The sequence below is a fragment of the Cellulosimicrobium sp. MI9406 genome (assembly GCF_040595865.1).
Classification (GTDB): Bacteria; Actinomycetota; Actinomycetes; order Actinomycetales; family Cellulomonadaceae; genus Cellulosimicrobium; species Cellulosimicrobium funkei.
This window is the reverse complement of record NZ_JALIZI010000001.1, coordinates 19236-31638: the sequence shown is the minus strand read 5'-3', so window position 1 is coordinate 31638 and position 12403 is coordinate 19236. Positions and strand designations below refer to the sequence as shown.

10 protein-coding genes are annotated in these 12403 nt (G+C 74.8%); 6 read left to right on the top strand and 4 right to left on the bottom strand.

The window, feature by feature from the left end; all coding sequences use genetic code 11:
- The first annotated feature begins 77 nt into the window (after positions 1–77).
- Both MT994_RS00125 and MT994_RS00120 read left to right on the top strand, forming a co-directional pair.
- Positions 78–1025 (top strand): LLM class flavin-dependent oxidoreductase, encoded by a 948-nt coding sequence (locus MT994_RS00125; protein WP_354804557.1) that lies wholly within the window; start codon positions 78–80, stop codon positions 1023–1025.
- The gene (locus MT994_RS00120; RefSeq protein WP_354804556.1) at positions 1022–3361 is read left to right on the top strand and encodes an LLM class flavin-dependent oxidoreductase; all 2340 of its coding nucleotides are present in this window, start codon (positions 1022–1024) and stop codon (positions 3359–3361) included. Before MT994_RS00125 ends, MT994_RS00120 begins: the two co-directional genes overlap by 4 nt.
- 86 nt (positions 3362–3447) lie before the next feature.
- Here the strand turns inward: MT994_RS00120 and MT994_RS00115 are convergent, their stop codons facing one another.
- The gene (locus tag MT994_RS00115) at positions 3448–4632 is read right to left on the bottom strand and encodes a benzoate/H(+) symporter BenE family transporter (protein ID WP_354804555.1); all 1185 of its coding nucleotides are present in this window, start codon (positions 4630–4632) and stop codon (positions 3448–3450) included.
- Positions 4633–4715: 83 nt separating this feature from the next.
- Here MT994_RS00115 and MT994_RS00110 point away from each other — a divergent pair, with 83 nt between their 5' ends.
- Positions 4716–5429, top strand: a complete 714-nt coding sequence (locus tag MT994_RS00110; RefSeq protein ID WP_354804554.1) for a helix-turn-helix transcriptional regulator — start codon at positions 4716–4718, stop codon at positions 5427–5429.
- On the opposite strand, the gene MT994_RS00105 is transcribed toward MT994_RS00110, so the two are convergent.
- From MT994_RS00105 to MT994_RS00095, 3 genes are all read right to left on the bottom strand, one after another.
- Positions 5389–6672, bottom strand: coding sequence for a PrsW family intramembrane metalloprotease (locus tag MT994_RS00105; protein ID WP_228485085.1), 1284 nt, complete (start codon positions 6670–6672; stop codon positions 5389–5391). The genes MT994_RS00110 and MT994_RS00105 overlap by 41 nt on opposite strands.
- Before the next feature lie 96 nt (positions 6673–6768).
- The gene (locus tag MT994_RS00100) at positions 6769–7188 is read right to left on the bottom strand and encodes a hypothetical protein (RefSeq protein ID WP_034652356.1); all 420 of its coding nucleotides are present in this window, start codon (positions 7186–7188) and stop codon (positions 6769–6771) included.
- A gap of 656 nt (positions 7189–7844) precedes the next feature.
- The gene (locus tag MT994_RS00095; protein ID WP_061269357.1) at positions 7845–8846 is read right to left on the bottom strand and encodes a LacI family DNA-binding transcriptional regulator; all 1002 of its coding nucleotides are present in this window, start codon (positions 8844–8846) and stop codon (positions 7845–7847) included.
- Between the two features lie 191 nt (positions 8847–9037).
- On the opposite strand from MT994_RS00095, the gene MT994_RS00090 reads away from it, so the two are divergent.
- Genes MT994_RS00090 through MT994_RS00080 form a run of 3 tightly spaced genes read left to right on the top strand, consistent with a single transcriptional unit; the run spans position 9038 to position 12257 of the window.
- Complete coding sequence (locus tag MT994_RS00090; RefSeq protein ID WP_061269356.1) at positions 9038–10327, top strand: extracellular solute-binding protein; 1290 nt, start codon at positions 9038–9040, stop codon at positions 10325–10327.
- Positions 10328–10335: 8 nt separating this feature from the next.
- A complete protein-coding gene (locus MT994_RS00085; protein WP_074803268.1) occupies positions 10336–11364 on the top strand; it encodes a sugar ABC transporter permease in 1029 nt (342 codons plus the stop codon).
- Complete coding sequence (locus MT994_RS00080; protein ID WP_354804551.1) at positions 11364–12257, top strand: carbohydrate ABC transporter permease; 894 nt, start codon at positions 11364–11366, stop codon at positions 12255–12257. Before MT994_RS00085 ends, MT994_RS00080 begins: the two co-directional genes overlap by 1 nt.
- Positions 12258–12403: the final 146 nt, after the last annotated feature.

The window sequence follows — 12403 nt, the reverse complement described above, 5'->3', positions numbered from 1 at the left end:
CGCGGGAATGCGGTTGCACCACCTATCTGTTCTCGATATGTTCTGCTCAACAACGTATCTTGAGATCGCGAGGAGCCATGCCCGACTACGGCCACGACCTGCGCTTCGGGTCCTTCGTCACGCCCACCGCCGCGGCGCCCCAGCAGGCGGTCGCGCTCGCGCAGCTGTCCGAGGAGGTCGGCCTGGACCTCGTGACCTTCCAGGACCACCCGTACCAGGCGGCGTTCCTCGACACCTGGACCCTGCTGTCGTGGGTCGCGGCGCGCACCGAGCGCATCCGCCTCGCGGGCAACGTGCTCAACCTGCCGCTGCGCCCGCCGGCCGTGCTGGCGCGCGCCGTCGCGAGCCTCGACCGGCTGTCGGGCGGGCGCGTCGAGCTCGGCCTGGGCGCGGGCGGGTTCTGGGACCCGATCGTCGCGATGGGCGGCGAGCGCCTCACGCCGGGGCAGTCCGTCGACGCGCTCTCCGAGGGCATCGACGTCATCCGCGGGCTGTGGGACACGACGACGCGCGAACGCCTGGAGGTGGGCGGCTCGTACCACCACGTCGACGGCGCCAAGCGGGGCCCCGCCCCCGCGCACGACGTCGAGATCTGGGTCGGGGCCCTCAAGCCCCGCATGCTGCGCCTCGTCGGCGCGCAGGCCGACGGCTGGCTGCCGTCGCTCGCGTACCTGCAGAGCTTCGAGGCGCTCGCGCAGGGCAACGCGACGATCGACGCCGCCGCCCAGGAGGCGGGCCGCGACCCGAGCGCGGTGCGCCGCCTGCTCAACGTCGGCGGCCGGTTCACCGCCGACGGCGGCGCCGGGTTCCTCCAGGGGTCGCCCCGGCAGTGGGCCGAGCAGGTCGCCGAGGTGACGTTCGAGCACGGCGTGTCCACGTGGATCGTCGGCGGGGACGACCCGACGACGCTCGCCGTCGTGGGCCAGGAGGTCGCGCCCGCGGCGCGCGAGCTCGTCGCGGCGGCGCGCGGCACGACCGACGGCCCGGCACCGGTCGCACCGGCCGACGGCGGGGCCAACGCATGACCGACTACGGCCACCCGCTCCGGTTCGGCACGTTCGTCACGCCGTCGGCGCAGGACCCGGAGGCGACGGTCGGGCTCGCCCGCGTCGCGGAGGACGCCGGCTACGACCTCGTGACGTTCCAGGATCACCCGTACCAGCCGCGCTTCCTCGACACGTGGACGCTGCTGTCGTACGTCGCGTCTGCGACGGAGCGCATCCACGTCGCGCCCGACGTCGTCAACGTCCCGATGCGCCCGCCTGCCGTCCTGGCGCGCGCGGCGGCGAGCCTCGACCTGCTCTCCGACGGGCGCGTCGAGCTCGCCCTCGGGGCGGGGGCCTTCTGGGACGCGATGGAGGCGATGGGCACGCGCCGGCTCACGCCGGGGGAGTCCGTCGACGCGCTCGCCGAGGCGATCGAGGTCATCCGGGCGATCTGGGGCGAGGACGGCGATGGCGAGCTGTTCGTCCCCGGCCGGCACCACCGGCTCGACGGCGCGACGCCCGGCCCGGGCACCACGCGCCGCATCCCGCTGTGGCTGGGCGCGCTCGGCCCGCGGATGCTGCGCCTGGTGGGGGAGAAGGCCGACGGCTGGCTCCCGTCGCTGGGCCGCGTGGGCCTCGACGGGCTGCGCGCGGGCAACGCGCGCATCGACGAGGCGGCGGCCGCCGTCGGGCGCGACCCGCGCGAGGTGACGCGGCTGCTCAACGTGTCGGGCACGTTCGACGCGGTCCCGGAGGCGTCCGGCCTCGGGGGCGCCCCCGACCTCTCCGGCCCGCCCGCAGCCTGGGTCGAGCGGCTCCTGCCGCTCGTCCTCGACGAGGGCGTCTCCACGCTGATCCTCGCGACCGACGACGAGCGCACCACCCGCCGGTTCGCGGACGAGGTCGCGCCCGCGCTGCGCGACGCCGTCGACGCCGCGCGCGCGGAGCGGGGCACCGACACGTCGCGCGTCGTGCCGCTCGCCGTGCGGGCCGCGCGTCGTGACGGCATCGCCTACGACGACGTCCCCGCCTCGCTCGTGGAGCGCGCCGTCGAGCCGGGCGACGCCGCGTACGCGGGCGTGCGCTCGAACTACCTTCGCGGCGGCTCGCCGGGCCTCGTGCTGCGCCCGCGCGACACCGCGGAGGTCGTCGAGGCGCTCGCCTTCGCGCGCGCCCAGCCGGTGACGCGCCGGGTGCCGCTGTCCGTCCGCTCGGGCGGGCACGGGATCAGCGGGCGCTCGACGAACGACGGCGGCATCGTCCTCGACCTCGCCGCGCTCGACCAGGTGGAGGTGCTCGACGACGCCGCGCGCCTCGTGCGCGTCGGCCCCGGCGCGCGGTGGGGCGGCGTCGCGGCGGCGCTCGCGCCGCGCGGCTGGGCGATCACGTCGGGCGACTCCGGCGGCGTCGGGGTGGGCGGTCTCGCGACCGCGGGCGGCATCGGCTTCCTCGGCCGGGCCCACGGCCTGACGATCGACCACGTGCGCGCGGTCGAGGTCGTCCTCGCGGACGGCTCGGTCGTGCGCGCGAGCGACGACGAGAACACGGACCTGTTCTGGGCCGTGCGCGGCGCCGGGGCGCAGGTCGGGATCGTCACGTCGTTCGAGCTCGTCGCGGACGAGGTGTCGGCGGTGGGGTTCGCGCAGATGGTGCACGACGCGTCGGACCTCGCCAGGTTCCTCGAGCGCTGGGGTGCCACGGTGGAGGCCTCGCCGCGGGACACGACGAGCTTCCTCATCGTGGGGCGGCCGCGGCCGGGGCAGCCCCTCGTCGCGCAGTCCATGACGATGGTCGACTCCGACGACCCGGAAACCGTCCTCGCGCGGCTCCAGCCGTTCGCGGCGATCTCCCCGCTGCTCGCCCGGGCGACGGCGCAGATCGTGCCGTACGACGCCGTCGTCTCGGCGCCCCCGCCCGGCCCGCACGGGGGGCAGGGCGAGCCCGTGTCGCGGTCCGGGCTGCTGGAGCACCTCACGCCCGAGGCGTCGGCGCGTCTCGCGGGCCTCGTCGCGAGCGGGGACACGTACTTCTTCCAGATCCGCTCGACGGGCGGTGCGGCGTCGGACGTGCCCGCCGACGCGACGGCGTACGCGCACCGGTCCGCGAACTTCTCGGTCGTCGCGATGGGGGCGAGCCGGTCTCGTCTCGACGCGCGCTGGGACGCGCTCGCCGACGTGTTCGACGGGATGTACCTCAGCTTCGACACCGACCTGCGCACCGAGCGCGTGACGGACGCGTTCCCGCCCGCGACCCTGGAGCGGCTGCGCGAGGTCAAGCGCCGCGTGGACCCGACGAACGTCTTCCGCGACAACCTGCCCGTCCTCGGGCCGCACCCGACGGACGAGCCCGCGCCCGCCGTCGTCCCGCCGAGGTAGAGCCCCGGTCCGCCGAGGTAGAGGCGTGGTCAACGACCACGCCTCTACCTCGCGCTACCACGCCTCTACCTGGGGCTACCGGGGCTCTACCCCGGGGTGGGCGCCCGACGGCGCAGCGTGAGGACCGCGTGGACGGCGAGGCCCGCGAGCACGGCCCAGAAGGCAGCGCCGATGCCCGCGACGACCGTCCCGCTCGCGGCGACGAGGAACGTCACGACGGCCGCCTCGCGGCCCCGCGGCTCGGCGACCGCGCCCGCGACGGCGGCGCCGAGCGTCGCGACGAGCGCGAGCCCGGCGGCCGCCTCGACGAGCCCGTCGGGTGCGGCCGCGACCAGCGCGGCGAGGCCGGCCGAGCCGACGGCGAGCACGAGGTAGGCCCAGCCCGCGGTGTGGGCGGCGACCCAGCGCCGTCGGGGGTCGGGGTGCGCCTCGGGGCCCGCGGCGAGCGCGGCGGAGATCGCCGCGAGGTTGATCGCGTGCCCGCCCGCGGTGGCGCCCGCGAGCGTCGCGAGGCCGGTGACGGTCATGGTCTCGCGCCACGGCACGCGGTAGCCGAACGAGGCCATCACCGCGACGCCGGGGACGTTCTGCGACGCCATCGTCACGACGTAGAGCGGCGCGGCGAGCCCGACGACCGCCTGCCACGACAGCGTCGGGACGGTGAGGTCGAGGCGGGGGACGGCGTCGGCCCAGGCAAGGGTGCCGCTCCCCACGGCCTCGTACCCGACGATCGCCAGCGTGACCGCGAGCGCCGCCGGCGCGGCCCAGCGCGGCGCGACCCGCAGCAGCACGAGCCACGTGAGCACGACGGGCGCGACGGGCAACGGCGTCGTGACGAACGCGCGGACGGGCGCGAGGCACAGCGTGAGCAGCACGCCCGCGAGCATCGCCTGGGCGATCGGGGTGGGGATCGCGGCGACGAGGTCGCCGAGGCGCGGCCAGAGCGCGGTGAGCAGCACGAGCCCGCCGACGACGCAGAACGCGCCGACCGCGGCGGGCCAGCCGCCCGCGACCGCGCCCGTGCTGACGAGCAGCGCGGCCCCGGGCGTGGACCAGGCGAGCGTGAGCGGGGTGCGGTGGCGCGTCGTCAGCCAGAGGATGCCGACGGCCTGCGTCACGCACAGGGCGAGGAGCCCGGACGCGGCCTGGTCGGGCGTGGCGCCGACGGCGCGCAGGCCGGCGAGCACGACGGCGAACGAGCTCGTGAAGCCGACGAGGGCCGTGACGAGCCCGGCGAGGACGGGGCGCAGGCGCTCCGGGTCGGGTTCCATGCTGCTCCAGCGGACGTGCCGAGCCGTTCTGTTTGCGGAACGCTACCAGAGTGGCCTGGGTCACGGCCGGTAGGCTGCCGCGCGTGAGCGACGGGGGAGCGCAGGCGAGCGCGAGAGCGGGCACAGGAACGGGCGCAGGAGCGAGCGCGGGGGCGAGCACAGGGCCGGACGACGGCCCGGGCGGCGGTGGTGCCCCCGCGCCGTCGGACCGCCGCGGGGACGAGACGCTCGCCGCGGTCGCCGCCCAGATCCGGGCGCTGCGGGCCGAGCGTGGGCTGTCGCTGTCGGCGCTCGCGGCGGCGGCGGGCGTCGGGAAGGGCTCGCTCTCCGAGATCGAGCACGGCGCGCGCAACCCCACGCTCGCGACGCTCTACGCGCTCGCCGGGGCGCTCGGCGTCCCGCTCGCGACGCTCCTCGCCGAGCGACCGGGCTCGGAGGTGTCGTCCGAGGGCGTCCGGGCCCGCCTCCTCGACGCCCACCACCTGCCCGACGGCACCGCCGTCGAGGTCTACCACCTGCACCTCGAGCCCTCCGCGGACCGCACGTCGCCGCCGCACGGGCCGGGCGTCGTCGAGCACCTGCTCGTGACGGCCGGTCGCGTGCGCGCGGGGCGCCGCGGCGCGGAGGCCGTGGTGACCGTGGGCGACGAGCTGCGCTGGGTGTCGGACGCCGAGCACTCCTACCGGGCGCTCGACGGGGCGCCCGTCGACGCGGTGCTCGTCATCCGCACGCCCCCGCGACGCGGCGAGCGGCCCGCTACCGCAGGCCCGGTCCCGGCGCCCACGCGCCGGACGTGAACCCCGACGGCGCGCCCGGCGACCACGGGGCCGGCGGCGGCTGCGGGGCCCGCACGAGGAACGCCTGGCGCGCCGTGAGCATGAGCTGCAGCAGCGCGCGCCGCTGCCCCTCGACGCGCCACGCCTCGACGGCGCCGCGCTCGACCCGGTCGTGGAGCAGCGCGAGCTCCGTCGCCGCCTGCTGGTAGTCGCGCATCGCGTGCGCGGCCCCCGCGCCACCGGTGCGGCGCGCCCAGTCGCGCGCCTGGCGGCGCGCGGCGAGCGTCGACAGCATCGCGAGGTCGGCGGGCGTGACCAGGCCCGTCGGGACGTACGGCACGAGCTGGCGCTGGATCGTCGCGACCGTGCGGCGTCGGTCCCGGACGAGCAGGACGACCAGCGTGACCAGCACCCCGAGCCCGGCGAGGTACGCGACCCCGAGCGCGAGCGGGCCGAAGCCGGTCGAGGCGTTCCACAGCATGTGCAGGGCGATGGCCGCGGCGAGACCGCCGAGCGGCGCGAGCACGCGGCGCGGCCCGGGCGGGCTCGTGGCCGCGCTCGCGACGCCGAGGCCCGTGAGCGCCGTGCACAGCGGGTGCAGGAGGGGGGTGACGATCGCGCGCAGCACGAACGTCGGGCCGAGCGTGCCGTCCTGCGCGGCCATGATGAAGTACGTGACGTTCTCGACCGCCGCGAACCCGAGGGCGACCATCGCGGCGTAGATCACGCCGTCGGTCCAGCCGTCGATCTCGTGGCGCCGGAACCAGAGCATCCCGAACAGCACCGCGCCCTTGAGGATCTCCTCCACGAACGGCGCCCCGAACGACGCGACGACGTACCAGCCGACCTCCTCGCCGAACAGCGGCGCGGTGAGCAGCTCCAGGCCGAGCGTGTTGAGGATCCCCGCGACGAGCGTCGCGATCCCCGCGCCCCACAGGAACGCGACGACGAGCGCGCTCGGCGGCTCGGGCTCGAGGCGGTCGAGCGCGAGCACGACCGGCACCCAGATGCCCAGCGGCACGAGCGCGAGCAGCAGCCCGACCGTGAACGTGCCCACCCCGGACAGCGCCGCGAGCACGAGGCCCACGAGCAGGCACAGGCTCGCGACGGCGATCGTCACGATGACGCCGACGCGCGCGCGGCCCGGCGGTCGGCCCTCGAGCACGGCGCGCGGGTCGAGCGGGACGGCGGCTCCCGCCGGACCCAGCGGGTGCGGCGGCTGCTGGGGCGGGGGGACGGCCGGGCCGTGCGGCGGGAAGGTCACGGGCGGTAAGGCTACGCACCCGGCGGGCGACGCGGGAAGGCGTCCGCCCGGCGCGCCGCGCGGGGGCGGTCGCGCCGCGCGGCGGACGGGGGTGGGCTACGCCGCGACGTCGTACCCGGAGCGCAGGCCGCCCCGGCGGCGGACGGTCGCGTCGTCGGGCACGATCTCGTCCGGCGGGACGACGGCGCCGGCCTCCACGAGCACCCGGCGTCCGACGCGCGCGCCGCTGCCCACCCGGGCACGGTCGCCGACGCGCGCCTCGGGGGCGATGCGGACGTTGTCGCCGACGCGGACGTCGCGGCCGAGGACGACGTCCCGGTCGATCCAGGTGCCGTCGCCGAGCCGGCAGCCGTGGCCCACCACGGCGCCCTTCTCGACGTAGGTGCCCCACCCGACGGGCACGGACTCGGGGACGCGGGCGTGGGGCGACACGAAGCCGCCGCCGGTGTGACGGTCGTAGTGCATGATCTCGCCGAAGTCGTTCTCGACCTGGACGCGGCGTGCGAGGCGGGCCACCTGACCTCCTCAAGGTCTGTCGACAGTGGTACTGGTGACATAACGGCGCCGAGGCCCCCAGGATTCCAACACCGCCGCCCCGCCGAGGTAGGGCCTTGGCTTCGCGGGGCAGGGCCGTCGTCCCGCGAGGTAGAGCCGTGGTCCCGCGAGGTAGAGCCCTGGTCGCCGGGCCGACGGCGGGGGTCGCCCCGCCTTTCGTGTTCTCGCAGGCGGGAACCGCGCGGGCGACCTCCCGCGGCGGCGCCACGGTCGCCGGGTGCGGACCGACCGCCGTCGTGCCGAGCAGGTGGATCGGGCGCGTCCTGGCCGACGGACGCGCCGGAACCGCCTGCTCGGGCTGCCGGGATGGCCTGGTCGGCCCGCCCCCGGTCCCGACGGGCGACCTGGCCCGCCCCGGGTGCCCCCGACGTCGGGCACGGTCAGCCTGGACGCCCGCGGCGAGCCCGCGGCGTCGGGCGTGACCTCGGCTCTACGCCGAGGCACCGCGGCTCTACCTCGGCCGACCAGGGCTCTACCCCGTGGGACCACGGATCTACCTCGGCGGGACCTCGGCTCTACCTCGGCCGACCAGGGCTCTACCTCGCGCGACCTCGGCTCTACCTCGCGGGGCCACGGCTCTGGCCCGCGACGGCGGCGCCGTCCTGCGGGCCGATGGGTCAGACGGCGCGGGTGGTGCCGCGGACGACGAGGGTCGTGGGGAGGCGGACGTGGGGCTCGCGCGTCCGGCCCTCGACGAGGTCGACGATGAGGCGCAGAGCCTCGGTGCCCATGCGGTGGATGGGCTGGTCGACGGTCGTCAGGGGCGGGGTGGTGAGCGCGGACTCGGGCACGTTGTCGAAGCCGATGACGGAGACGTCGTCGGGCACGCGCAGGCCGAGCTCGGCGGCGACCTCCATGGTGCGGATCGCGGAGAGGTCGTTGGCGGCGAAGATCGCGGTGGGTCGCTCGGGGAGCGAGAGGAGCTCGTGCGCGGGGGAGTCCGCGAGGTCGGGGCGGTAGCCGCCGACGCGCACGAGGTCGGGGTCGAAGGCGATGCCCGCGTCGGCGAGCGCCTCGCGGTACCCCTGCTCGCGCAGGCGCGCGGACTCGAGGTCGGGGCGGCCCGCGAGGAAGCCGATGCGGCGGTGGCCGAGGTCGAGGAGGTGCTGCGTCGCGGTGCGGCCGCCGGCGAGGTTGTCGGAGTCGACGGTCGGGGGGTCGGACGGGCCGCGGTGCGGGTCGACGGCGACGACGGGGATCGAGCTGCCGCGCGCGACGACGGTGGGCGTGACGAGGATGGCGCCGTCGATGAGGGTGCCACCGAGGCGGGACAGGGAGCGCTGCTCCCAGCCGACGCGGTCGTCGCGGCGCAGGCCGCCGGAGTAGGCGAGGAGCTCGTACCCGGTCCCGTCGACGGCCTCGGAGATGCCCTTGAGCAGCTCGGTCGAGAACGGCTCGAACTCGGCGACGAGGATCCCGATGACGTTGGTCTTGCTGCTCCGCAGGCTCCTCGCGACGATCGACGACTCGTACCCGAGGTCGTCGATGACCTGCTGGACGTGGCGGGAGGTCTCGGGCGCGACGCCGTAGCGACCGTTGATCACCTTGGAGACGGTCGCGACGGAGACGCCGGCGGTGCGCGCGACGTCGCCGATCGTGACTCTTCCCGTGGAGCGCATGGGGATGACAGTAGCCCCTGGCGAGGGCGTCCGGAGGCCCGCGCCACGTCGTGTGTAAAACGTTATCGATATCGATTGACACGACCCGGTCGCGCCTGCCAGAGTCGCTACCGGCGGCCCCACAGCGGTGGCGGCCCGGCGCGCTCGAGGCAGCGTGCGCCCCGGTGCGACTCGACGAAGAGGACGGAACGATGAAGTCTCGGAAGCTCCTGACGGCGACCGCCGTCGCCCTGGCGGGCACGCTCGTGCTCACGGCCTGCGGAGGCGGAGGCGACTCCGGCTCGGACGACGGCTCGGTCTCGATGACCTTCTGGCACAACTCCACGACCGGTGAGGGCAAGGCCTACTGGGAGGAGACGGTCGCGGCGTTCGAGGAGGCGAACCCCGGCGTCACGATCGAGATCCAGGCCATCCAGAACGAGGACATGGACGGCAAGCTCCAGACGGCCCTCAACTCGGGCGACGCGCCCGACATCTTCATGGCCCGCGGCGGCGGCAAGCTGGCCGACGTCGTGGAGGCAGGCCAGGCGATGGACCTCACCGACGCGATCGACGACACCACGCGCGAGGCCGTGGGCGACGCGGCGCTCAGCGCCTTCACGGTCGACGGCAAGGTCTACGGGATGCCGGTCTCGATCCTCCCGGGCGGCGTCTACTACAGCGAGGACCTGTTCTCGCAGGCCGGCGTGACGGCGAACCCGACGACGATCAGCGAGCTCGAGGGCGTCGTCGACCAGCTCAAGACCGCGGGCGTCGCGCCGATCGCGCTCGGCGCGAAGGACGCGTGGCCGGCCGCGCACTGGTACTACTTCTTCGCGCTGCGCGAGTGCTCGCAGGACACCATCAACACGGCGGCGAGCGAGCGCAGCTTCGACGACCCGTGCTGGCTCAAGGCCGGCGAGGACCTCCAGGCGTTCGCCGAGACGGAGCCCTTCAACCAGGGCTACCTCACGACCTCCGCGCAGCAGGGCGCGGGCTCGTCCGCGGGCCTGATCGCCAACCACCAGGCCGCGATGGAGCTCATGGGCGCGTGGAACCCCGGCGTCATCGCGTCGCTCACGCCGGACGAGAAGCCGCTCGCGGACCTGCAGTGGTTCCCGTTCCCGGCCGTCGAGGGCGGTGACGGCGAGCCCGGCGCCATGATGGGCGGCGTCGACGGGTTCTCCTGCTCGGCCCAGGCTCCCGCCGAGTGCGCGGAGTTCCTCAACTTCATCATGTCGAAGGAGTCGCAGGAGGCGTACGCCACCGCGTTCCACACCCTGCCCGCGAGCAAGGAGGCGCAGGGCGTCGTGACGGAGCCCGCGCTCGTCTCGATCCTCGAGGCCTACAACGAGGCGCCGTACGTCACCGTGTGGCTGGACACGCTGTTCGGGCAGAACGTCGGCAACGCGCTCAACACCTCCGTGGTCAACCTGCTCGCCGGCAAGGGCACGCCGCAGGACATCGTCGACACGACGAACGCCGCAGCGGCCAAGGAGTAACCGGAGCCATGACCGTGTCCCAGGGCGAGACCTCGCCGAGCACGACGACGCCCGAGGACCGGGCCGGGGGCGGCGCCGGCGCCGTGGCGGGGCCGCCCCCGGCCGCCGCGGCGCGGGCCCGCCGCCCGCGCCGCGGCCGCTGGGGCCAGCGAGCCGAGATCGCGGTGCTCGCCGGGCCGGCGCTCGTCGTCTTCCTCACGTTCGTCATCGTGCCCGTGCTGATGGCGGCGTACTACGGGTTCTTCAAGTGGAAGGGCTTCGGCCCGCCGACGGACTTCGTGGGGTTCGAGAACTACCTCACGATCTTCCGGGACCCCGAGTTCCTCGCGGCGCTGCGGCACAACGGGTTCATCGTGCTCATGTCGCTCGTGCTCCAGGGCCCGGTCGCGGTGGTCGTCGCGCTCATGCTCAACCGGCGCATGCGCGGCCGCTCGGTGGTCCGCGTGCTGGTGTTCGTGCCGTACGTGGTGTCCGAGGTGATCGTCGGCACGGGGTTCAGCCTCATGCTCTCGACGACCGGCGCCGTGAACGACCTGCTGGAGAAGATCGGCCTCGGGTTCCTCGCGGTCGACTGGCTCGCCGACCCCGACGTCGCGATCTGGACCCTGCTGCTCATCATCACGTGGAAGTACATCGGCTTCGCCGTGATCCTCTTCCTCGCGGGCCTCCAGGGCATCCCCGACGAGCTGGGCGAGGCCGCCGCGATCGACGGCGCGTCGTACTGGAAGGCGCAGCGCTACGTCACGCTCCCGCTGCTGGGCCCGACGGTCCGCATCTGGGCGTTCCTGTCGATCATCGGCTCGCTCCAGCTGTTCGACCTCGTCTACATCATCTGGGGCCAGTACGTGGCCTCGACGGCCGGCACGTCGACCATGGCGACGTACATGGTCGCGAACGGCCGCAACGCGGGGAACTACGGGTACGGCAGCGCGGTCGCGGTCGTGCTGTTCCTCATCTCCCTCGCGGTGGCGCTCGTGTACCAGCGGTACGTCCTGCGCCGTGACACCGAGGGCGCGATCACGGAAGGGAAGAAGTGATGGCCACCGTCACCGCCGTACCCGCGCCCGAGCGTCCCGCCGGCGTCAAGACCCCGAAGGAGCCCCGCAGCTCCGGCATCGGCCGGGGCGGTCCGCTGACCTACGTGGTCGCGTGGCTGCTCGTGGGCGTGTGCCTCGCGCCGATCGCGTACATCGTCGTCGGCGGGTTCCGCACCAACGCGCAGATCACGGCCGACCCGTCGGGCCTGCCCGACCCGTGGCAGGTCGTCAACTACGTCGAGGTCCTGTCGAGCTCGCTGTTCTGGCAGCAGCTCGGGAACTCGCTCGTCGCGGCGCTCCTCACGACGCTCGGCGTCGTGGTGCTCGGCCTCATGGCGAGCTACGTCATCGCCCGCTACTCGTTCGTGGGGCGCGGGGCGCTCTACGCGCTGTTCGCGGCGGGCCTGATGTTCCCCATGACGGTCGCGATCACGCCGCTGTACATCATGATCCGCTCGCTCGGGCTGATGAACTCCGTGGGCGGCCTCGTGCTCCCGCAGATCGCGTTCGCCCTCCCGACGACCGTCATCATCCTCGTGCCGTTCCTGCGCGCCATCCCGCGCGAGATCGAGGAGGCCGCGTCGATCGACGGCGCGAGCCGCCTCGGCTTCTTCTTCCGGATGGTCGTGCCGCTGTCCCTGCCGGGCGTCATCACCGTGGGGATCCTCGCGTTCGTCGCGAGCTGGAACAGCTACATGCTCCCGCTCTTCATCCTCAACGACGAGACGTCGTACACGCTCCCGCTGGGCGTGCAGGCGTTCGCGTCGCAGTACTCCGTGGACACCGCCCGCGTGCTCGCCTTCACCTCCCTGTCGATGATCCCCGCGCTCGTCTTCTTCTCGCTGTTCGAGCGGCGCATCGTCGGGGGCCTCACCGGCGCCGTGAAGGGCTGACCACGCCCGTCCGCACCCTGCCCCGTCCCGCGCCGCGCGCGGGACGGGGCCACCACCGAAGGAGAACGGTCCCGTGACCGACGTCGTCCCTGCCGTCCCGACGGCACCCCTCGGCAGCCCGAACCCGGGCGCCGACCCCGCGCCGA